At 50.0% G+C, this 23,691-nt stretch carries 17 protein-coding genes; 11 read left to right on the top strand and 6 right to left on the bottom strand.

Annotated features, from left to right (window positions below):
- Positions 1–24: 24 nt before the first annotated feature.
- The 5 genes from N774_RS18420 to N774_RS0113830 all read right to left on the bottom strand — a co-directional run bounded on the left by N774_RS18420 (position 25) and on the right by N774_RS0113830 (position 9,168).
- On the bottom strand, positions 25–3,324 hold the full coding sequence (locus tag N774_RS18420; RefSeq protein ID WP_024861813.1) for a carbohydrate-binding domain-containing protein: 3,300 nt from the start codon (positions 3,322–3,324) through the stop codon (positions 25–27).
- 242 nt (positions 3,325–3,566) lie between these two features.
- Positions 3,567–5,384: an asparagine synthase (glutamine-hydrolyzing) gene (gene asnB / locus N774_RS0113845; RefSeq protein ID WP_024861812.1), complete on the bottom strand. Its 1,818-nt coding sequence runs from the start codon at positions 5,382–5,384 to the stop codon at positions 3,567–3,569.
- A 273-nt stretch (positions 5,385–5,657) separates the two neighbouring features.
- Positions 5,658–6,401, bottom strand: coding sequence for a pyruvate formate-lyase-activating protein (pflA, locus tag N774_RS0113840; protein WP_024861811.1), 744 nt, complete (start codon positions 6,399–6,401; stop codon positions 5,658–5,660).
- On the bottom strand, positions 6,398–7,723 hold the full coding sequence (locus N774_RS0113835) for a CCA tRNA nucleotidyltransferase (RefSeq protein WP_024861810.1): 1,326 nt from the start codon (positions 7,721–7,723) through the stop codon (positions 6,398–6,400). Before N774_RS0113835 ends, pflA begins: the two co-directional genes overlap by 4 nt.
- Positions 7,724–7,881: 158 nt before the next feature.
- Positions 7,882–9,168 (bottom strand): galactokinase, encoded by a 1,287-nt coding sequence (locus N774_RS0113830; protein ID WP_024861809.1) that lies wholly within the window; start codon positions 9,166–9,168, stop codon positions 7,882–7,884.
- A gap of 261 nt (positions 9,169–9,429) precedes the next feature.
- Here N774_RS0113830 and N774_RS0113825 point away from each other — a divergent pair, with 261 nt between their 5' ends.
- Positions 9,430–10,449, top strand: a complete 1,020-nt coding sequence (locus N774_RS0113825) for a glycoside hydrolase family 130 protein (RefSeq protein WP_024861808.1) — start codon at positions 9,430–9,432, stop codon at positions 10,447–10,449.
- Positions 10,450–10,499: 50 nt separating this feature from the next.
- Here the strand turns inward: N774_RS0113825 and N774_RS0113820 are convergent, their stop codons facing one another.
- Positions 10,500–11,489: a hypothetical protein gene (locus N774_RS0113820; protein ID WP_024861807.1), complete on the bottom strand. Its 990-nt coding sequence runs from the start codon at positions 11,487–11,489 to the stop codon at positions 10,500–10,502.
- Between the two features lie 374 nt (positions 11,490–11,863).
- Here N774_RS0113820 and N774_RS0113815 point away from each other — a divergent pair, with 374 nt between their 5' ends.
- The 10 genes from N774_RS0113815 to lysS all read left to right on the top strand — a co-directional run bounded on the left by N774_RS0113815 (position 11,864) and on the right by lysS (position 23,686).
- Positions 11,864–12,937 carry a D-alanine--D-alanine ligase family protein gene (locus N774_RS0113815; RefSeq protein ID WP_024861806.1) on the top strand — a complete coding sequence of 358 codons (1,074 nt, stop codon included), beginning with the start codon at positions 11,864–11,866 and terminating at the stop codon, positions 12,935–12,937.
- A gap of 22 nt (positions 12,938–12,959) precedes the next feature.
- Entirely contained in the window at positions 12,960–13,382 is a 423-nt protein-coding gene (locus N774_RS0113810) for a DUF1934 domain-containing protein (RefSeq protein ID WP_024861805.1), read from the top strand.
- 23 nt (positions 13,383–13,405) lie between these two features.
- A complete protein-coding gene (gene argS / locus N774_RS0113805; protein ID WP_024861804.1) occupies positions 13,406–15,175 on the top strand; it encodes an arginine--tRNA ligase in 1,770 nt (589 codons plus the stop codon).
- 229 nt (positions 15,176–15,404) lie between these two features.
- Positions 15,405–16,490: a helix-turn-helix domain-containing protein gene (locus N774_RS0113800; protein WP_019680782.1), complete on the top strand. Its 1,086-nt coding sequence runs from the start codon at positions 15,405–15,407 to the stop codon at positions 16,488–16,490.
- 76 nt (positions 16,491–16,566) lie between these two features.
- Positions 16,567–17,574 (top strand): cell division ATP-binding protein FtsE, encoded by a 1,008-nt coding sequence (ftsE, locus tag N774_RS0113795; RefSeq protein ID WP_024861803.1) that lies wholly within the window; start codon positions 16,567–16,569, stop codon positions 17,572–17,574.
- Positions 17,571–18,482, top strand: coding sequence for a permease-like cell division protein FtsX (ftsX, locus tag N774_RS0113790; RefSeq protein WP_024861802.1), 912 nt, complete (start codon positions 17,571–17,573; stop codon positions 18,480–18,482). The genes ftsE and ftsX overlap by 4 nt, the downstream gene beginning before the upstream one ends.
- Positions 18,483–18,559: 77 nt before the next feature.
- Positions 18,560–19,936 carry a murein hydrolase activator EnvC family protein gene (locus N774_RS18415; protein ID WP_080770501.1) on the top strand — a complete coding sequence of 459 codons (1,377 nt, stop codon included), beginning with the start codon at positions 18,560–18,562 and terminating at the stop codon, positions 19,934–19,936.
- 68 nt (positions 19,937–20,004) lie between these two features.
- Entirely contained in the window at positions 20,005–21,177 is a 1,173-nt protein-coding gene (locus N774_RS0113780) for a S41 family peptidase (RefSeq protein ID WP_024861800.1), read from the top strand.
- Between the two features lie 435 nt (positions 21,178–21,612).
- Positions 21,613–22,083 carry a transcription elongation factor GreA gene (gene greA, locus N774_RS0113775; RefSeq protein ID WP_024861799.1) on the top strand — a complete coding sequence of 157 codons (471 nt, stop codon included), beginning with the start codon at positions 21,613–21,615 and terminating at the stop codon, positions 22,081–22,083.
- Between the two features lie 19 nt (positions 22,084–22,102).
- Complete coding sequence (lysS, locus tag N774_RS0113770; protein WP_024861798.1) at positions 22,103–23,686, top strand: lysine--tRNA ligase; 1,584 nt, start codon at positions 22,103–22,105, stop codon at positions 23,684–23,686.
- Positions 23,687–23,691 lie beyond the last annotated feature (5 nt).

Below are 23,691 nucleotides of genomic sequence, written 5' to 3'. Positions count from 1 at the left end.
GACGGCATTTCTCATATTGCCCCGTTATTGGATAGCAGTACCGCCTGACAGCGTACCGCCGTATGCAGCGAGCTGTGTCTGGTCAAGCTGCTGGAAGTATGTCGAACCGCTGAGAGTTCCGCCTGTGTAGAAGGAAGCTCCCGATGTATTTGTGCCGCCTGCTTTAAGAACGCTGACAGCCTTGTCCACGATGAAGGAAACTATTACCTTTCCGTCGCTGCCTACAAGTGAAAGTCTTGTATTAGCGCTTACGTTTGAGCTCTTGGATACGGAAGCAGTCATTTCGCTGCCGCCCATGCTCATACCGCCTGACGGACAATCGGATACCCATACGCCGCCCTTTACTATGATAGAGCTGCCGCCGTCACCGCAGTCAAACGGTTCATTGCCGTTTGAGATGATGTAGCCGCCGTTTATCTCGATGTTACCGTTGGAGTCGTAACCGTCATGGTCGCCGTTAGTCGCATTGACTATTGCTAAGCCGCCGTTGAACTGGAGGAGATAGTTTCCTGAGTTGCCGCCGCCGAAGCCGCCGCCTCCGAAACCGCCGCCGCCCTGTCCCCAAGGCATACCTGTGTTACCCATACCCGAACCGTCGCTGCCGCCTGCTGCATTGTAGCCGTCGTCAGTGGAGTCCACGATAACAGAACCGCTGTTCTGGTAAATTTTCTGTGCTTCGATACCCTCATAGCACTTCTCTACAGCGATAACGATATCATCGTAGCTGCCGCTGTCCTTAGTGCCTATGGTGAGGTCGTGGTCTGCGTGAGCACCGTCATCAGCTGAAGCGAGCTTTATCTCGCCGCCGATGAGCTGCATGCTGCCGCCGCAGTGGATACAGTCGTCGGAGGCGTCGATATTGATACTGCCGCCGTTGATAGTGATGTCACCTACGCTCTGCCATGTAGTGCCTGCCTCGTCATAAAGACCTACTGCCTTTATGCCCTTTGCGGATATGTCGGTCTTGTTGGAGTTTCCGTCCATCATGCCGCCCATTCCGCCTCCGCCGCCGGGTCTGCCGCCGCCACCGGGATTGAAACCGCCGTTACCGCCCTGAGTATTGCCCGAGCCTGTATAGGAGCTTCCCTGGAAGGTCTTGATAGTCAGGTCTCCGCCGTTCATGGTGAAGAACTGCTCGGCTGAGATGCCGTCTGCGTAGGAGTCAATATTTATAGTACCGCCGTTGATAGTAACAAGTCCAACCTGCTTTGCTGTTGAAGAAACATCAGTAGATGTAGCCTTGATACCGTCGCCTGCTTTTGTTTTTACTGTTACGGAGAGATTTGCGTATTGATCCTCTGCTCCGTCTGTTGGCTCATTGCCGATAGTAACGCTGTCCTTACCGCGGATACCGTCGTCAGCAGCGTTTACTACCAGTGTGCCGTTGTAGATCTTGATATCGTCCTTGCCTACGATAGCGTCAGCAGCGTTGCCGTTTACGGTAAGCTTGCCCTTGCCCTTGAACTTTATATCGTCCTTGGAGTAGATAGCTCCCGTATCATTATCAGCGTTGGTGTACTCAGTACCGTCAGAGATAGTATTCTCTGTGCCGTTCTTGGAAACGATAACTACCTCGTCAGCGATAGACGCTACGTATATAGGAGAAGTTTTTGTATTTGTAAGGCTCATGCCGCTGAGGTCAAGCTCAACGACGCCGTCGGGATAAGCAGTCTTGTCAACGTCGATGACGATCTGTCCGCCTGTCATCTCGCCGGTTACTGTAAAAACACCGGGCTGAGAGATAGTACATACGTTGTTCTCAATCTTAGCTTCGGAAGAAGCATTTGTGGTCATGCCTGCGTCTGAAAGAGTAATGGTAAGACCGTCTGTAGTTACAGCAGGATCAGGAGTTACAGGATCGGTAGTTGTACTGCCGCTGCTTACTCCTGCGGGATCAACATTATTGAATACAGTTACAAGGCTGAGCTGGAACTGTGTCTGCTTGCCGTCTGTATGAGTTACCGCATTGCCTGTTGCAAGGTTCTTGAAGCCGCATGACTTAGCTCCGTTGATGGACTTGTCACTGATAAGAACATACTTGAACTTCTTGGTGAACTTAACATCGAGGCTGTCAGTAACTATGGAATTATCCTTCTTCCATGTACCGTCCTTTTCATTTGAGGGATCATCAATACAATTGAGAAGTGCTGTGGTCTGTGTAGTACCGCCCATAAGCTTCTCATCGGCCTGATTATCGGTCGCAGTAGCAATTACTGTACCGCCGGTGATGTTGATGCCTGTAACTGCGGTAAGTCCGCGGTCACCGCCTGCAATGAGTCTGCCGTCGCTGATGTCGATAGAGGTCTCAGCCTGTACAGCGTCATTGCCGGCCTTTATCCTGGTAATACCGCCTGCAAAAGCAACAGCGTCCTTGCTGGACTTGATACCGTCGCCTGTAGCGTCTATATCGAGTGTACCGTCCTTTACGGTAACGGACTGCTTAGCCTTGATACCGTCGGTCTTGGTCTCGGAATTGTTGGTAGTAATATTTATAGTACCGCCGTTTACCTTGATGTCATTGTTACAGGAAACAGCGTCCTGAGTGTTGGCGGTGATATTGAGGATACCGTCGCCCTTTTCGCCGCCCTTGATAGTAAGGTCGTCCTTGGCTTCGATAACCGCAGCCTTGGCGAAATCGCCTGCATAAGCAGTATCGCCGTCTGTGATGGTATTCTCTGTACCGTCAACTATATTGATAGATGTGTTCTCTGCATTTGTAACAAGAATTGCAGGAGCACTCTTGCCTGTGATATTTGCTCCGTTGAGGAATATCTTCACAGTCTCTGCGTCAGCAGCCTCGTCAGCGATATTTACGTTGATCTGACCGTCGTCAAGAGTACCGTCGATATAAAACTCACCTGAATGAGTGATAGTAACAGTAGTCCCCTCTACTGTTGCATTTTCGCCCTCAACTGTGATAGATGTGTTCTTGAGGTGGATCTTTGTTGCTTCAGAAACAGGAGGCGCGTCGGTCTGTCCGCTGCTGAGCTCGCCCTTGCCGAGAAGGTAAAGCTGTATAGCGAGAGCGTCATCGGTGGAAACTCCATCAGCCTTGCCGTTGCAGTCTGCGTTTTTCCAGCCCTGCTCCGTGAAAGCGCTTTTGTCTGTTCCGCCCATACCGTACTTGTTTGGGTTTGCCAGTGCCTGCATGATAAGAACTACGTCGGACATATCTACTGCGCCGTCGCAGTTTGCATCGCCTACTACCGCCTTTGCAGCTTCATCAGCTGTCTCGGCAGCAAAGCTCATAACAGGCATTGCAGCCGCAGCAACGCAGGCTGCCGAAAGCCCTGCAAAGAGCTTCTTGAAGCCGTTGTTTCTCATAAATTATCAAACTCCTTAATTTTAATATCACCTTATTTTTCATAACCAACCCAATACAATTTATCATCTGAGTTCATTATATCGGCACCACCTTAAAATAATCTTAAATTACCCTTAATTTTTCTTTAAGATCAACATTTTGTACCTGATAAGGTCACATAAATTATAACAAATATTATAACAGGCTTCAATCTTTTGAAGTGAATTTATAAAATATTCAAACAATTCTCGTAATACCGCTGTTATCTCAGCTTTATGTCAAAGCGCTCCAGCCAGTAGTTCAGCTGAATGAAAAAGGCTATAGTCTGCGGCAGATTCATGAGCTGACCGTACCACTGTACCTGCTCCTCATGGCGCAGGAGCTTTTCAAGCTCCTCACGCTTCACCAGCTGTGTGAGCCGCTCCCCGCCCTCGTCCAGTATGGTTCGGAGCTTCGCCGTAACCCCCTCAAGGAATGCGGGATTGTGAGTTTTCGGGTAGGGGCTTTTCCTGCGCCACAGCACCTTATCGGGGAGCCATTCCCTCATAGCTTCGCGGAGCAGTCCCTTTTCCCTGCCCATGTAGTCCTTATACTCCCACGACACATTATAGAGATACTCCGCAATGCGGTAGTCGCAGAATGGCACGCGGACTTCAAGTCCACTGTACATGGACATTCTGTCCTTGCGGTCAAGGAGGGTCTGCATGAACCACTTGAAGTTCAGCTCCGTCATCTCACGCATACGGGCTTCGAGCGGACTGTCGCTGCTGAGCTTTTCGGCGCTGTCGGCAGTATTTCTGTAGGCGGAGTAAACATAGTCCTCGGCGTTTATCCTCGCTGTGTAATCGTCACAGAGGAAACGCCTGCGGTAGGCAGTGCTCTGCGCCCACGGGAAGCCGTCTGTCATGCGGATATCCTTATCCCTGTACCAGGGATACCCCCCGAATATCTCGTCGGCACACTCTCCCGAAAGAGCTACCGTGCCGTATTTCTTTATCTCGCGGCAGAACAGCAGCAGAGATGCGTCCACGTCCGCCATTCCCGGAAGCCCCCTTGCTTCCGTGGCTTCGTCAAGAGCCGCAATGAGCTCGGGAGTATCAACCACCGTCCAATGGTGGTCTGTACCCAGATACTCCACCATACAGGTGATGTACTCAGGGTCGCTGTTTGGCTGAAAACGGCTCTTCTGAAAGTACTTGTCGTTGTCGCGGTAGTCCACGGAAAAGGTGCTGAGCTGTCTGCCCTGCTTTTTCAGCTCCGACGCCGCCACAGAGGATATGAGGCTGGAATCAAGTCCGCCCGACAGGAATGTACACACAGGCACATCGGACACAAGCTGCCGCCTTATGGCGTCGAGGACGAGTTCGCGGACGTGCTCGGCGGTCTGCTCAAAGCTCTCGTTGAGCTCATATGCTTTCAGCCGCCAGTATTCGTGGAGCTTCAAGCCCTCTGCCGAGTAATAGCCGCACCATGCGGGACGGACTTCCTCAACGCCGCGTATTACTCCGCAGCCCATAGTCCGCCCGGGCGCCATGAGAAGAAGCTCAGCCGCACCGCGCTCGTCTACCTCATGAGGAACGTCGGGGTGTTCCAGAAGGGCTGGGAGCTCCGAAGCGAAAATGAGCTTTTTCCCCGTATCATAGTAAAACAGTGGCTTCACGCCTATCCTGTCACGGGCAAGAAATACGCGATGCTCCTGCTCGTCATAGACCGCAAAGGCGAAAATGCCGTTGAAGCGCTCCGCGCAGGAGCTCCCCCATTTTATGTAGCTTTTCAGCACCACCTCAGTATCGGAATGGGTATCAAAATCAAATTCGCCTGCCAGCTCGCCGCGGAGCTCCTCAGTGTTATATAGCTCCCCATTATATATAATAGTGTATCTCCCGAAGCTCATGGGCTGCCGACCGCCGTCAATGTCAATGACCGCAAGACGGGTATGGATAAGGGCAGCCTCACGGCTCAGGAACACGCCCCGCTGGTCGGGCCCCCGCCGCAGCAGAGCACGCTGCATATTCTCGTAAATTTTCATGTCCTCGCGCATATCTTCAATAAAGCTTATAGCTCCTGCAATTCCGCACATGATCCTCTCCACCGCTTTTCAGCATACGGCACGCTGGGATAAATCATAATTCAGCTTTGCTGAATTATGATTTGAGTGAGTAGTGAGTAGGAAGTAGAGAGTAGTATGGGGCTATGCACACATCGCCCCGTTTCGGCTGCACTGCATAATACTACTTACTACTCTCTACTCTCTACTCACTAATAATATGAAAAAGACCTCTGATGTGTGTCAGAGGTCTGAAAAATATTAAAGTCTGTCAAATATCGGAACTGCAATTCTACTCACTACTCACTAACTATGCTTGTGAAGTCCCGATTTTATGCCGTCGATTATGGTATTACGCGCTTTTATGGCTTCTTCCTTTGTCAAAGGCGGCGTGTCTCCCAGAGGATACTCCAGCCCTAACTCCGCGTACTTTGGCTTTGCCATGTCGTGATAGGGCAGAACGTCCAGTGCTTTCAGATTGGTCAGTGTGGAGAGGTATTCCCCCAGAGCAAAGAGCTCCTCGTACTTGTCCGTGATGTTCGGAACTACCACATGGCGTATCCACACGGGTATGCCAAGGTCGCGGATATGCTCAGCAAAGGCAAGTATATTGCGGTTTCCCATGCCTGTCAGCTCCTTGTGGCAGTCATTGTCGATGTGCTTTATGTCAAGCATTACAAGGTCGGTGTATTTCAGCACCTCGTCTATCTTATCATGACTTTCGGGAGAGTAAACTCCCGCCGATGTATCAAGGCAGGTATGCACGCCCTTTTCCTTGGCAAGGCGGAACAGCTCCGCAAGAAACTCGGGCTGTGCCAGCGGCTCGCCGCCCGTAGCGGTTATGCCACCCGACCTCAGGAACTCCTTATAGGAGTCGTACTCCTTCATAAGGTCCTCGGCAGTACGCTCAGTACCGCCCGAAAAGTCCCATGTATCGGGGTTGTGGCAGTATTTGCACCTCATGGGGCAGCCCTGAAAAAACACCACGAACCTTACTCCCGGGCCGTCCACCGTCCCGAAGCTCTCTGTGGAATGTATGCGTCCTTTCATTTTCTGCACCTCTGTTCTGCGTATTTCAGCAGCTCGTCCCTGCTGTTGGGGAGCTGCTCTTCAATTACAAGCCCCAGCATTTCCTTCTGTATCTCGCCTATCTCAGCGCCTTTAAGTCCAAGCTGTACAAGCTCAGAGCCCGTAACAGCAAGTCCGCGAATGCTTCTGCACTCGTCATTTGCGATCACCTCACGCCCAAGCTCCTTCAGCCTGTCGAACAGGCTGATCTCCTCAAGGACGAACTCGTTTTTCGCGGAATTATCACATTTTTTCATCTCCATGAGCTCAAAGAAGAGCTCGTCGCCTATCCTGAACATCATTTTCTTCACGTCAGCTTTACTGCGGAGCTTCTTGCTGTGATTGGCTATAAGCGCCGTAGTATAGGCAATTGTCTTGTTATCATAGTGGAGCCGCTTCATTATAGCCGCTGCCATTTCCGCGCCCACGCGGTCGTGCTGCTTGAAGTGCCCCCTGCCCGTCTCGTCAAGCTTCATGCAGGCAGGCTTGCCGATATCATGGTAAAGTAGCGCCCTGCGGAGCTTCATATTCTCCTTGGGAGCAGTCCCCAAAGCGCGGACAGTGTGCTCCCAGACGCTGTACCTGTGGTAGGGAGAGCGCTGATCAAGCCCGATACTCGACTCAAATTCGGGGATAACAGCCGTAATGACGTCGCTGTACTCCAGAAGCACATTTACAGCATTCTCGCCGCAGATAAGCTTGTCCAGCTCGTCGCGGACACGCTCACGGGAGATATCCGCCAGCTGCTCCCTCATGCCGTGAACAGCGTCGGCAGTAGCCTTATCTACGGCAAATCCAAGCTGTGACGAAAAGCGGACAGCTCTCAGTATGCGGAGGGCGTCCTCGGAGAAGCGTTCCTGCGGGACCCCCACACAGCGGATAATGCCTGCGTCCATGTCGGCTCTGCCGCCGAACGGATCGACAATATTGCCGTGCCTGTCCATAGCCACGGCATTCACCGTAAAATCGCGGCGTCCAAGGTCGTCGGCTATATCAGCGGTGAACCGCACCTCGTCTGGACGGCGGTGGTCGGTGTACTCCCCGTCGATGCGGTATGTAGTTATCTCAAAGGACTCGCCGCCGCACAAAACAGTCACCGTGCCGTGCTTTATGCCCGTGGGAATGACCTTGTAGCCGCTGAATACCGCTAACATCTGCTCGGGCAGGGCATTGGTGGTAATGTCGACGTCATTGCAGAGTCTGCCCAGTATGCTGTCGCGGACGCAGCCGCCCACCATATATGCTTCAAAGCCGTGATCTTCAAGCTCTGTCAGTATTTTTTCCGTATTAGCACCTATTGTCAAGGCAGCCTCTCCTTTCATAAATTCCAATTTACGTTTGTAGGGGACGCCGCCCTCCCCTACAAATGGGTTCATGTTATTTATTGTGTAAGGCGCGGGACGTCGAGGACGCCGTCCCCTACTTTCTACTCACTACTTTCTGAACTCAAAATTTAGCAAAGCTAAATTTTGAGTTCGTATCCGCCTACAGGGCGTATGGTCAGCACATAGCAGCTCCCCGCGCCGAATATTCGCTCCATTTTCGCGGCATAATCCGCTGCAAGATAAGTCGGCACGAACGCCTGTATGGTTCCTGCAAAGCCGCCGCCATGAACTCTCACCGCGCCGTTTCCGCCGAGGAACCGCTTGCTCAGCATTATCGCCAGCGGTATCTGCTGGGACTGGGGAGCTTTGTTTGAATACAGATTTTGCAGCAGCTCCGCCGAGGACGTCCCCGACTCGTTCACTAATTGGAAAAAGCGCTCAGTATCGCCGTCCGCAAGAGCCTCAGCTTCTTCGGCAGCCCTTGTGTTCTCAGCAAAGAAATGGGCCGCACGCAGCAGCTCCCTGTCGGTACAGCTTTCACGAAGCTGTGGCAGCTTCTCATAAAATTCATCTTCATCTGCTTCACGTAGGAACTCACAGCCAAGAGCCTTGGCGACCTGCTTCATCTCGGAAGCTACCGCGCTGTACTCATCGGAGAGGTCGGCGTGACTGCCCTTTGTATCGGTAATGCAGACCGAGTAGCCTGCACGTTCAAAGTCAAAGTCCACATTGGTTATCTGCGGCTCATGGGGATCGGCAAAATCTATGGCGACGAAGCCTCCTGCGGCGCAGACCGTCTGATCCATAAGTCCGCTGGCCTTGCCGAAGTAGACGTTTTCCGCGAACTGGCTTATCTTGGCAAGCTCCGCCGCTTCGGTCTGTCCGCCGTTGTACTGCTCATTTATAATAGTGGCGATAAGTATCTCAAACGCCGCCGATGAGGAAAGACCGCTGCCGCTGAGGACATCCGAGGTCATATAGGCGTCAAAGCCGCCTGTCTCCACGCCCATTTCCGTGAATTTTTCAGCAATGCCGCGGATAAGCGCCGACGAAGTCCCTTTTTCGGCTTCAACAGGAGCAAGCTCGGAAAGCTCAACCTCGAACTGCGGATAGCCCTCGGAGGTCACACGGATAACGCCCTCCTCATGGAAAGCGACTATTGCTATCATATCAAGGCTCACAGCCGCCGCAAGCACGCAGCCGTGCTGGTGGTCGGTGTGGTTGCCGCCAATCTCAGTCCGTCCCGAAGCCGAGTAAACGTGTATATCGCCGCACTCGGGGTGAAGCCGCGAAAAGCTCTCCGCAGCACTGAGATAACGTGCTCTTGCACGAAGCACAGCCTTTTCCCCTGCACCGTAGAGCATATGGAGCTGTTCATCGAATGCTCCGTTTGATATTCCGTTTATAAGGTCATATAAATTCATACAGACAGCTCCTTTTTAAGTATGATTTAAGGCAGTCATATATGCCCTTGATACACATATCAATTGCACTTTCTTCTATTATACACCAACTCAGCGGCACAATCTACATTTTTATATTAATTTTAAGCTGTAGAATAACGCGCGGCATAATAGTGCATTTTCACGAATTTACTTAAATATTGCAATACCTATTGACTTAATTGCAACTCCACGCTATAATTTAATTAATCCATAGTTTGGGATTAATTAAAGGAGTTTGTTATGGCGGATATTAAAATCATTGGAACAGACCTGCCCTCCATTCCGTGGCAGGATAAGCCGCAAGGCTGTACATCTCCCCTCTGGAGATACACCGCGAACCCCATAATAGGCAGAAATCCACTGCCCGATGTGGCAAGGATATTCAACAGCGCAGTCATGCCCTACGACGGCGGATATATAGGCGTATTCCGCGGAGAACAGCGCAACGGTATCCCTCACATCTATCTTGGCAGGAGCAAGGACGCTCTGCACTGGGAGTTCGACAAAGAGAAGATACCCTTCACCGATAAAAGCGGCAAGCCCTTCATGCCGCCCTATGCCTACGACCCGAGGCTTGTAAAGGTGGACGATACATATTACATCATGTGGTGTCAGGACGCATACGGACCCACTATCGGCATTGCAAAAACTGCTGATTTCAAGCGCTTTGAGCGCGTCGAGAACCCCTATCTCCCATATAACAGGAACGCCGTGCTTTTCCCTCGTAAGATAAACGGCAATTTCGTTATGCTGTCGCGCCCCTGCGACAACGGTCACACTGCTTTCGGCGACATCTTCCTCTCGGAAAGTCCCGATATGGAGTTCTGGGGACGTCACCGCCATGTCATGGGACGTTCAGGGAACTGGTGGGAAAGCCTTAAAATAGGGGGCGGAGCAGCTCCGATCGAGACCGATAAGGGCTGGCTCATATTCTATCATGGCGTGGTGAATACCTGCAACGGCTATGTTTACAGCATAGGCGGAGCTATACTTGATATAGACGAGCCCTCAAAGGTGCTCCACCGCTGCGAGAATTACCTGCTCACTCCCGAGGAGGAATACGAAGAGCGGGGCTTTGTACCCAATGTCTGCTTCCCCTGTGCAGCCCTTACCGACGCAAATACAGGACGCATTGCATTATACTACGGCTGCGCGGACAGCTATGTGGGTGTAGCTTTCACTACAGCAATCGAGGTGTACGACTACATTATCGCCCACGACAAGCTTCAGCCCGAGGACGATTCCCTCGGCATAAGATAATGTGCTTTTCGAGCCTTTGGACATGATCCGTCCAAAGGCTCGCTGTTTTATCAATAATAATAGTCAGGGTCTCTTCTGTTGATGTGGACTATCCAGAAAATAACTGTCAGCACCACCGCACAGATAACGGTATACAGTAAAACGCCGCCGATATAGCTGAAATGTACGACGCATACCATAGCGCCGCCGTCTATGCTCTCCACATGCTTTGAAGTAACAGAGCCAAAGCCGTAGCTTCTCTTTGTCCAATAATGCTCGCCCTGTGAGAAATCAGCCTTTTTCATAAGCTCTCTGGCTGTCTTTGTGACCTTGAGCTCGCCCTTATAAGCATCATTCATTTTCTTGTACAGGCAGACAGAAGAATTGCGCCTGTCGTCCTCTTTTTCTGTTTCTTCGTAGATGTAGTAATCCGAGCCCTTTATGATCTCCCCGTCACAGGGAAATTCAAGGTGCAGGAGCTCGCTTCCCGCAGAGTCAAGCACTGTCAGCTCCGCAGGGTGGACTATGTAGCTTTCATCGACGGAAAAGGCGTCCAGCCTTACTGTCTCGCCAATACATTTTCCGAGACAGTCATAAAGCTCCTTGGCGCCGTCAAGCTTACAGAATTCATTGATATCGATAACGCCCTCTGCATTTTTGATATATTCCGAAGTTGTGCCGCCGACGTCCTTGTAGGCAACGGCAAAGATGCCCTCGGAAAGAGGCGTTGTGCCGTTCTCGTCAAAAAATATCTTTTTCTCCTCTATGATCTGATTGGAAAATAAAAAATTACCTCTGAAGTTCAGATCAGTGTAAAGACGGCTGTCACTGAGTATAGTACGAATGGCAAGCCTTGCAAGTCCGTTGGTTTTTCCCGAATTGCCGCTTTCGTCCTTATGAGGACGTATCATTTCGGTACTGCGCTGTGAATACCCGATCACCGAGCCCTCCATAAGCTTTACAGCGGTCATCTGAGTCAAAGCAGCTCCTGCTGCGTTTATTATGACTTCCAGCACCAGCATAATGGCAAGCCAGAGCACGATCCTTTTTACTTTATTCATGGTATACTCCCTTCTGTAAATCCCTTACATCACATAGCTGATTATATATTATTTTTACACAAAAGTCAAGCCGACGCCGCGGCTGCTCCGAAAGCGCAAAAAATGGCCGATCCGATTTTGGACTTGGTTTTTGCTTCGTCAAATTTACTAAGGGGTATTCCGTCAAATTGATGAAATACCCACAATTTCATTGTAATTGTGCACAATAAACGGTGTTAAAAATTGTCCGCAATATACTATCCTTGCGAATTTCACTGTGCTATTCTTCATTTCCGCAAAAAATACTTGCAGTTTTTTGTGAAATATGATAAAATATAGTGATACTTGAAAATGACAATAAAAAATAAAGTGTACTATATATAAAGGAGAAACATATGGCAAAGATCAAAGCGGCTGTGATCTTCGGCGGCACTGCCCGGGAACACGCCCTTTCACTGGCCTCTGCCGCAGAGGTCATAAAGAACATACCACGAGACACCTATGAGGTCATCTGCATCGGCATCACCCGCAAGGGACGCTGGCTGTTCTTCCCCGGCTCGCCCGAGGAGATAGCTGACGGAACATGGGAACAGAATACCGACTGCACCTCGGCTTTCATTTCGCCCGATCCTCTCCACAGAGGCATCATAACCATTGAAAACGGCGAGACCTCAGTTAAAAGGATAGACGTCGTGCTCCCCATACTCATGGGCAAAAAGGGCGGCGACGGTACTATACAGGGACTTCTTGACCTGTCGGGCATACCCTACGTCGGCAGCGGCGTGCTCGCCTGCGGTTCATGCATGGATAAGTCCCATACACACATGATAATGGACGATCACAACATAAAGACTCCCGAATGGGCGCTCATCACTCAGCGTGAGCTGAGCGAGCTGGACAAGAAATGCACCGAGATCGCCGATAGGTTCGGCTGCGATCTGGTGGTAAAGCCTGCAAAGAGCGGCAGCAATCAGGGCATCAGCTTCGTAAAGGACATGGAGGGCTTTCTGACCGCTGTCAAGGTGGCTTTTTCCAACGACAACAAGGTCATAGTCGAAAAATACGTACATGCACGCAAGCTTGAAGTGGCAGTTATCGGCTACGATAACCTCATATGCTCACCTGTGGGAGAGATAATCGCCTCCGATAAAATATATGACCCAAGCGACTTCAACGTAAGCTCGGGCGACGATCTCACTATCCCTGCCAATATAACTCCCGAGACTGCAAAAAAGGCAAAGGAGATAGCAACTACAGCCTTCAAGGCTCTGGGCTGCAAGGGCATGGCAAGAGTTGACCTCTTCCTCACCGATGACGGAGAGCTGCTCCTGAACAAGATCGGCACTATGCCCGGACTTAAAAGCACCAGCGTTTTCCCGAAGCTTATGGAACAGCTGGGCTACGACCATGAGGACCTCATAGACATGCTCCTCGAGCAGGCTGTGGAGAACTCGGACAGAAATTACTGAGAAAGACACTAAGGAGATAACTTTGAAAAATAACGTATTGATCTCTCTTACGAGCATACAGTGGCAGGAGAACGAAAAGAGCGAGACCGAGCTGCTCACCAAGGCAAGCCTCACCCGCGAGAACGGCTGGGACATAATCTCCTATGAGGACACCTCGGCTACAGGCTTTGAGGGCTCCGTCACTACTATAAAGGTGGACGACAGCAAGAATGCTTCGATCACCCGTGAGGGAACAGCAAATTCAGTGCTCTCGCTGGAGATAGGACGCAAGCACTTCTGCCAGTACGGTACTCCCTACGGCAATTTGCAGATAGGCGTCTACACCCACGCTATAGAGAACACTCTTGCCGAAAATGGCAGGCTGTATATGAAATATACCCTTGATCTTAATTCCTCGTATCTTTCAGATAACGAGATAATCATGACAGTACAGGCTCAGAACTGAGCCCGAAAGAAAGGATAGATAAAATGTCAGACCTTATCAATTCCGCTTCCCTCCGTCTCCGTGAGATAATCATGGACGCTCTGGGAGTTCTGGTATCAGAGGAAGCTATCCCCGCAGTTCCCCTGCCCAGCTTCAACATCGAGATACCTGCGGACAAATCCCACGGCGATTTTGCTGCGAATACTGCAATGGTATGCGCAAAGGCACTGAAAATGCCACCCCGCAAGATAGCAGAGCTCATATGCGAGAAGCTCAGCCTTGAGGGCACTATCTTCGAAAAGGCAGAGGTGGCTGGTCCAGGATTCCTCAATTTCTTCCTTGGAAGAAGCTGGTTCTCAGACGTAGTCCGCAGCGTTCTTGAAGAGGGCGGCGACTACGGAAAGACCGAGCTTGGCAAGGGCAAGAAGGTCCTCGTTGAGTTCGTTTCCGCCAACCCCACAGGTCCTATGCATATCGGTAATGCAAGAGGCGGCGCTATCGGCGACTGTCTCGCAAGCGTGCTCCAGTGGGCAGGCTATCACGCAGAGCGCGAGTTCTACGTAAACGACGCAGGCAACCAGATAGAGAAGTTCGGCAAATCACTTGAGCTCAGATACTTACAGCTCTGCTCACCAAAGGGTCAGGAGCTCATTGCTCAGTACAAGGACGACACCGACAAGCTCTGCTCCGTAATATATGAGGGCAGCGGCGAGGGCGGAGAGTTCCAGATGCCCGAGGACGTTTACCTCGGTACAGACATCATCGAGCACGCCAAGAACTTCTACGATATAAACGGCAAGGCTATGGAGAGCGTATCCGAGGAGGAACGCCGCAAGGCTCTCGTTGACTACGCGCTTCCTATTAATATAGCAGGTCTGGAACGCGACCTTAAAAAGTACCGTATCGTTTACGATAACTGGTTCAGAGAGAGCACAGTCCACGAAAAGAACGAGACAAAGCTGGTCGTTGACAAGCTCATGGAAGCAGGTAAGGCTTACGAGCAGGACGGTGCGATATGGTTCAAGGCTACGGAATACGGAATGGACAAGGACTTCGTATTAAAGAGAAGCAACGGTCTTTACACATATATCGTTCCCGATATCGCTTACCACTACAACAAGCTGGTAACACGAGGCTTCGACAAGGCTATAAACGTCCTCGGCGCAGACCACCACGGATACGTACCGAGACTTAAAGCCGCTCTCAACGCTCTCGGCGTTGACGAGACAAAGCTTGATGTAGTTCTCATGCAGATGGTAAGACTTGTCCGCAACGGCGAGACAGTAAAGCTCTCAAAGAGAAGCGGCAAGGCTATCACGCTGGTAACTCTCCTTGATGAGATACCAATAGACGCCGCAAGATTCTTCTTCAATCTCCGTGAGGCTAATTCACAGTTTGAGTTCGACCTCGGTCTGGCAATCGAAAAGACCTCACAGAACCCTGTGTACTATGTTCAGTACGCACACGCAAGAATTTGCAGTATGCTCAGAACTCTGGCAGACGAGGGCATAAATGTTCCCGAATCAGCAGACTTTGACCTGCTTTCTGACCCTAGAGAGATAGAGCTTATCCGCCACCTTGCTTCGCTTCCCCGCGAGATAGATATGGCGGCTAAGGCCTACGATCCCGCAAAGATCACAAAGTACGCTATCGACCTTGCTACTCTGTTCCACCGCTTCTACGACGCATGCAGCGTAAAGAACGCAGAGACTCAGCAGCTCAGGGACGCACGTATCCTCCTCAGCGTTGCAGTACGTCAGGTACTGAGAAATACACTGGAGATACTCAATATTGACCGTCCAGAGAAGATGTAAAAATTACAGCTTGGTTACAAAGAAGCAACTGCCCTTTGGCAGTATTTAACAAAAATCAACATATAATTAAGTCATGTTTGTGAGCCTTCAGACGAATGTTAACACTTTGTTAACAAATTAGAGCCAAAAATGTGTTACAATTTGTAATATGTTGAGGAGTAAAATGCTCCCCGACTCTCCTTGAAGGTCCGCTCAAAATAAGATCTTATTAAGAGAAAGGATGTAAATCATGTCCAACAGATTATTTCAGGGTTTAGTTCATCAGATGCGCGATTCTATCGACGCTACTATCGGTGTTGTTGACGAGACAGCTACGATCATTGCCTGCAGCGACCTTACTCGCGTGGGAACAACTAATGAGTTCGTATCTCTGGACCTCAGCGATTCACACGATATCTTTATCCGCGACGGCTTCACATACAAGCCCTTCGGTTCAAGAGTAAAGCCCGACTACGCTGTTTTCGTTGAAGGCGTAGACGACGCTGCTGCTAAATATGCAAGCATTCTTGCTATCGCACTTTCAAATATCAAGCAGTACTACGATGAGAAGTATGACAGAAACAACTTCATCAAGAATGTTATCCTCGATAACGTTCTCCCAGGAGACATCGTTATCAAGGCAAGAGAGCTCCACTTCAATGCCGAGATCAGCCGTGCTGTATTCCTTATCAGAATAATCTCAGCTAACGACATCTCTGCATATGATGTAATACAGAACCTCTTCCCTGACAAGAACAAGGACTTTGTCTTCAATATAACCGAGACTGATATCGTTCTCGTCAAGGAGCTCAAGAGCGCTGTTGACTCAAAGGACCTCGAAAAGCTGGCTCGCTCTATCGCTGATACACTCAGCAGCGAGTTCTATACAAGAGTAAACGTTGGTATCGGTACAGCCGTTGTCGGCGTTAAAGATCTTGCACGTTCATTCAAGGAAGCTCAGATGGCTCTTGAGGTCGGCAAGGTATTCGATACAGACAAGGTGATCGTTAGCTACGACAACCTTGGTATCGCTCGTCTTATCTACCACCTTCCCACAACTCTCTGCGAGACATTCCTCCACGAGGTATTCAAGGTGGGCAGCATCGAGTCTCTCGACCACGAAACACTCTTTACTATCCAGAAGTTCTTCGAGAACAACCTCAACGTTTCAGAAACATCAAGAAAGCTCTTCGTACACAGAAATACTCTCGTATACAGACTCGAAAAGATCAAGAAGCTCACAGGTCTCGATCTCCGCGAGTTCGATCACGCTATCATATTCAAGATCGCTCTCATGGTAAAGAAGTACCTGTCCGCTAATCCTGTAAAGTTCTGATCATTTATCAAGGGGTATATGAGGACTTTTTGAGGGCGGTTCTCCGCCCTTGACAGATTAAGGTAGGTGTAACCCATTGGTAGAACTTAAAAACGTATCCGTGACCTACTCCAGCGGCGTTGACGCTTTGAACAACGTCAGTCTGAAGATAAACGACGGCGACTTCGCTTTCGTTGTAGGTTCATCAGGTGCGGGAAAAAGTACTATGATAAAACTGCTTCTGAAGGAGATAGACGCTACCAGCGGTGTAGTTACCGTAAACGGCTATAACCTCAACAAGCTCAAAAAACGCAAGATACCTGAATTCCGCCGTACTCTCGGCTTCGTATTTCAGGATTTCCGCTTGATACCGTCAATGACAGTCTATGAGAACATCGCTTTCGTTCTCAGAGTTATCGACGCTCCCATCAAGTACATACGCAAGAGAGTCCCATACGTTATCAGTCTTGTAGGACTCCATGCAAAGACAAATTCTTACCCCGACGAGCTGTCGGGCGGTGAAAAGCAGCGTGTGGCTATTGCCCGTGCGCTGGTAAACGACCCCCAGCTCATAATCGCCGACGAGCCTACGGGTAATATCGACCCGGAGCTCTCCTACGAGATAGTTGAGCTCCTCAAGGGCATAAACGATCAGGGTACTACCATACTCATGGTAACTCATGAGCATGATCTTGTCCGTCACTTCGGCGGACGTATCATCAATATCACCGAGGGCGAAATAGTCTTCGATGAGGTCATCACAGGTACGGGTGACGAGCTTATACCCGATATTGACAGCGAGATAACTCCCGAGGCTATGGCTGTCGCTATCAGCGAAGCCGAGGCTGCCGAGGATACAGAGTCCGCGGATATGGTCAATACCGAGGAGGCTATCGACCTCCCTATCGAAAATATGACCGCCGATGATATAATATCAGCTATAGGCGGTATCCCCGATGCTGCCCCAAAGGCTGAAAAGGAAGATATGCAGAAGCTGGCAGACAATATCGACGTCGATCTGTCGCCAAAGCCCAAATCAGCCGAGCCAACTCCCCAGGAGATGCTCGCCGCACTCACAGAAAAGACTGAAGGGGGTGCGGAATGAAATTAAGCGGTATCAGATACCTCGCCGATCAGGGCGTGGAGAATATCTGGAAAAATAAAATGATGGCATTCGCTACCTTCTGCGTTCTGCTCATATCACTTCTCCTTGTTGGAATAGCAGGTCTGTTCTATATCAACCTCAATTCCATGATAAAGGGTCTGGGAAGCCAGAACGAGGTAGTCGTCCTAATGAACGTGGGCACTACCGAGGAACAGAACTCCGCAGCCGAGGCTGCTATAAAGGAGCTCCCCAATATCGACAAGGTGGAATTCATTTCCAAGGAGGACGCCCTTGCAAGACAGAAGGCAAGCCTCCCCAATGCTGAGAAAATTTTCGACGAGTATATCGGCAGCGACGCAAGCTTTATGCCTGACGGCTTCAGCGTTACCGTCAAGAACACCGATAAGATAACAGAGACTACACAGGAGATAAGCGCTATCGCAAATATCCAGAGCGCTTCTGCTTCACCCCAGGTCGCTGAGTTTCTCAGAGAGCTCAGAAAGGTGGTCTCTATAATCGCAGGCGCTATAATCATAGCTCTTGCCGTCGTTTCAATGATAATCATCTCCAATACCACAAAGGCAAGCGTTTTTGCACGCCGTGAGGAGATACAGATCATGAAGTACGTCGGCGCTACAAACGCCTTTATCAGACTCCCCTTCTTCGTTGAGGGTATGGTTACGGGCTTCTTCGCAGGCGCAGGTGCTTACTTCATAACATGGGCTATATACAGTTCAGCCTATAACATGATAAAGGAACAGGGAATGCTGATGAACACCTTCGGTGTGAGCAGTCTTATCCCATTCGATAAGATACAGTTCTACGTTATCATCGCATACCTTGTTTCAGGTGCTCTCATCGGCGCTCTCGGAAGCGTTGTCAGCACAAGAAAACATATCGACGTTTAATTACCGAAAATATGAAATCCAATTACGAAAGGAGTGTGCATTCGGACAGCAAACACCTGTCCGTTTAGCAGCTTATTATGGAAAAGCTACATATGTTTAAGAAGGTCATCTCATTTGTAACAGGAGCAGCTCTTTCACTTGCTCTTGTATCCTATTATCCATCTGCTACAGGCAAAAACAGTGCATCAGCAATGACTATCGCCGAGATGCAGGAGGAAATAAAAGCAAATAAAGAGACTATCAGTGAGCTCCAGTCTCAGCTGGACGCCCTTGCAGGCAATAAGGCTGAGGAGCAGAAGTATCAGGACACTCTCAACGAGCAGATAGCCGTTATCCAGGAGAATATCACTCTCCTTAATGCTCAGATAGAAAGCCTGAACTCAGATATCGACACAGCCAAGAACAATATCGCAGATCTCGACCAGTCCATCATCGACCAGCAGAACGAGATCGATGCAAATATAGAGCTCTTCAAGCAGCGCCTCTGCGCTATGTACGTTACAGGAAACGACAACCTTGCTACTGTTGTAGTAGGCACATCAAGCTTCTACGATATGCTTTCAAGAGTTGAAATGGTAAACCGCATCGCTTCCTACGACGAGCAGCTCATAAACGATATCCTTGCCGACATCGACAAAATGGAGACCTCCAAAAAGGAACTTGAAACAGAAAAGCTCAACCTCCAGATGAAAGTTGAAGAACAGGAAAAGCGTAAGGAAGAAAAGGATTCCGAGCTTGCTGTCCTAAACGACCAGTACTCAAAGACTCAGGCTGAGATAGCACGTATAGCTCAGGAAGAGGCTTATACCTCAGACCAGCTGGCAGAGCTGGAAGCTATGAACGCTGAATTCGACGCCGAGATATCCGCTGAGATAGCCCGTCAGGCAGCAGCTGCACAGGCAGCTTATGAGGCTGAACAGGCAAGACTCGCAGCAGAAAGAGCAGCAGCCGCTCAGGCATCAGCTCAGAGCAGCGGTTCATCATATACCGTTGATTATCAGCAGCCTGCTTATATCCCCGCACCTTCTGCTTCGGGATTTGCATGGCCTGCACCGGGATTCTGCTACATCTCAAGCTACTACGGACCCAGATGGGGTTCATTCCACGGCGGTATCGACGTCGGTGACGCAGGTATCCACGGCGGCGCAGCTTGTGCTTCAAAGTCGGGTACTGTTATCGCTGTATGCAACTCATGCACACATGACTACGCCAAGAACGGAAGCTGCGGCTGCGGCGGCGGCTACGGCAACTACGTCATAATCTCCCACGACGGCACATATTCTACCGTATACGGTCATCTTGCTTCGGCAGCCGTATCTGTAGGTCAGTACGTAAATCAGGGCGAGGTAATCGGCTATATCGGCTCTACAGGCTGGTCAACAGGCGCTCACCTCCACTTTGAGGTACGTGTCAACGGAAACCGTGTAGACCCGCTTGGCTACGTTAGTCCGTAAAATATAATATCAACGATTCTGGGCAGTTCTATCAACTGCCCGAATTTTTGTCAGAAAGCGATGATAATATGAATAAGAAAATCAGTCTCGGTCTGGCGCTGAGCCTTATCGCTATCGCTTCTGCGGTAACGTTTATACTGACTTCCTTTTTCTCGCTGCAAAGCTTCAACACCAAGGTAGTTGACGTAAACGAAAAGGCAAAGAAGTACAACTCGCTCCAGAGCCTCGACTCATACGTCCGCGAGAACTTCCTCGGCAATATCGACGAGAACAAGCTCAGCGACGGTATCCTCAAAGGCTATATCTCGGGACTTGACGATAAGTACTCAAAGTTTCTCTCCGAGGAGGAGTACCTTGAAGAGCAGAGTGAGGACGAGGGACAGCTTGTGGGTCTCGGTCTTACGCTCGATGCCGACGAGAGCGGCTATATCCGCATCGCCAATATAATGAGCGAGTCACCCGTACAGGAGGCAGGTCTCCGCGTAGGTGATATAATCACTATCATCGACGGCGTTGACGTACTGAATGCAGGCTTTGACGAATCCGTAGAGGCCATGCGCGGCATAGAGGGCTCGGAAATAAAGCTCACTGTCCGAAGAGACGGCATCGACAAGGACTATACCTTTACCCGCCGCTCTATGGAGGTCACTACCGTCAGCGGAAAAATGCTCAGCGAGACTATCGGTTATATTGAAATATCGAACTTCAAGAAGAATACTCCCCAGCAGTTCGTGGAAACTCTTGAAAGACTTACCTCAAACGGCGCAAAGGCAATAATATTCGACGTCCGCAACAACAGCGGCGGCATGGTGGATATGCTTTCGGACTGCCTTGACCCGCTTCTTCCCGAGGGTGTTATCGCTACTGCCGAATACAAGGACGGTCACAGCGAGACTCTCATTTACTCCGACGATACAAAGCTTGATATCCCAATGGCTGTTCTGGTAAACAAGAACACAGCCAGTGCGGCGGAGCTCTTTGCGGCTTCACTCCGCGATTTCGGCGGAGCAAAGCTTGTGGGCGAAAAGACCTACGGCAAGGGCGTTATGCAGAAGACCACCGAGTTTGGCAACAACGGCGCGGTAGTTCTCACCGTTGCAAAATACAGAACGACCGTGTCGGAATGCTATGACGGCGTGGGACTTGTCCCCGATGTGGCTGCCGAAAACGACGAAAATGCCGACTTTGATATGCAGCTTCAGGCTGCTGTCGATACCATAAGCCAAGAAATACTTTATTAATGCATAATTGCAGGGGCGTCCTTCGGGGCGTCCTTTTCAGTTGAGAGTTGAGAATGTAGGTGCGGATATTATCCGCACGCCAATAAACGTAAAACCATAAATTCTACACTGTAGAGGACGATGCCTACATCGCCCCGTGTGTTTCCGTTAAATTTGTCGGGCTGATGTGGGTGACTCCCTGTAGTACAGGGAGATGTCCGAAGGACAGAGGGTACGGGTGCCTGTTAGGCATCAGCCCCTACAGATGGTCATTTGATTTTTAACGTGTCACACGGGCGTACACTGTGCGCCCCTACTACTTTCTACTCTCTACTCACTACATTCTACTCACTGGCGGAACGCCCTTGGCGTTCCGCGGGGCTTGACTTTTTCGGCGTAATATAGTATAATATTATGTAATGCTATTTATTATCAAATATAAAGGAGTGCATTGATATGGCTACAAAGAAGATGTCCAGAGAAAGCTACGAAAAGCTCGTCGCTGAGCTCGATGACCTCAAGATCAATAAACGTAAGGAAGTCGCTGAAAGACTTAAAGTTGCCCGTTCCTACGGAGACCTCTCCGAGAACGCCGAGTACGATGAGGCTAAAAACGAACAGGCTATCCTCGAAGCTCACATTCAGGAACTCCAGTATACTATCGACAACGCTGAGATCGTTGACGACGAGAGCATTTCCGTTGACGAGATCGGTATGAGCTCCAAGATAACCATCAAGCGCGTTGACACAGGCAAGATCGAGACCTTCACTATCGTTGGTACAAACCACGCTAATGTCCGCGAGGGTCTTATCTCTGACGAATCACCTATCGGCAAGGCTGCTATGAAAAAGAGAGTGGGCGATATCTTCATCGTTGAAGCTCCCGCAGGCGAGCTCAAGTTCGAGGTCGTAGAGATCTCAAAGTAACAGCGAAAGGACGCATAAAATGAGCGAAAATCAGGTAAATTCACCTGTTCAGGCCGAGGAAGAGCCTGCTCAGGATATAAATGTATTAAAGAAGGACAGACTCGACAAGCTGGCTGACCTCCGCGAGCTGGGTCACGACCCCTTTGTTATCACCAAGTTCGATGTAACAGGTCACGCTGCCGACTACAAGAAGGAGTATGAGGCTAAGGAAGCCGAGATACTTGCTGCTGTCGGCGATGACGAGGAGAAGAAGAATGCCGAGCTTGAAAAGCTCAATGAGAATATTATCCGTATCGCAGGCCGTATCATGAGCTGGAGAGATATGGGTAAGGCTAACTTCATCGATGTCCGCGACAAGACCGACCGTATACAGGTATACGTTCGTTCAAACGACGTTGGCGCAGACCTGTTCAAGGAATTCAAGAAGAAATGGGATATCGGCGATATCATCGGCGTTGAGGGCTATGTGTTCAGAACACGCAAGGGCGAGATATCTATCCACGCAAAGAATATCACCCTTCTTACAAAGTCTCTGCTCCCTCTCCCCGAGAAGTGGCACGGACTGAAGGACACAGATACAAGATACCGTCAGCGCTATCTCGACCTGGTTATCAATCCCGAGGTAAAAGACACATTCATCAAGCGCTCAATGATAATCTCATCTATCAGACGCTACCTTGATAATCAGGGCTTCATGGAAGTTGAGACACCTATGCTTGTCTCCAACGCAGGCGGCGCAGCTGCAAGACCATTCGAGACACACTACAATGCTCTCGATGAAGATGTTAAGCTCCGTATCAGCCTTGAGCTCTACTTAAAGAGACTTATCGTAGGCGGTCTTGAGAGAGTTTACGAAATAGGCAGAGTTTTCAGAAACGAGGGCGTTGACACCCGTCACAACCCCGAGTTCACACTTATGGAGCTCTATCAGGCATATACAGACTACTATGGCATGATGGACCTTACCGAGAATATGTTCCGTCACGTTGCTCAGGAGGTTTGCGGTACAACCTGCGTTCCCTACGGCGAGCACATGATCGACCTTGGCAAGCCTTTCGAGCGCCTTACAATGATAAACGCTGTAAAGAAGTACTCAGGCGTTGACTTCAACGAGATAAAGACTCTTGAAGAAGCACGCAAGATAGCTGACGAAAAGGGCGTAGAGTACGAAGACCGCCACAAGCGCGGCGATATCCTCAACCTCTTCTTTGAGGCTTATGTTGAGGAGCACCTCATTCAGCCTACATTCATCATGGATCACCCCATTGAGATATCACCTCTCACAAAGAAAAAGCCCGATGCTCCCGAGTATGTTGAGCGTTTCGAGCTGTTCATCACAGGTCGTGAGATGTGCAACGCTTACTCCGAGCTGAACGATCCTATCGACCAGCGTGAGCGCTTCAAGGCTCAGGAAGAGGCTCTCAGTCAGGGCGACGAGGAAGCAAACCGCACAGATGAGGACTTCCTCAATGCACTTGAAATTGGTATGCCTCCTACGGGCGGTATCGGCTACGGCATTGACCGTCTGGTAATGCTGCTCACAAACAGCCCGTCTATCAGAGATGTACTTCTCTTCCCCACACTTAAAAGTCTTGACAAGTAATCCCT

The sequence above is a fragment of the Ruminococcus flavefaciens AE3010 genome (assembly GCF_000526795.1).
Classification (GTDB): Bacteria; Bacillota; Clostridia; order Oscillospirales; family Ruminococcaceae; genus Ruminococcus; species Ruminococcus flavefaciens_D.
The sequence above is the reverse complement of the archived record's forward strand: the minus strand, read 5'-3'. Positions and strand labels throughout refer to the sequence as shown.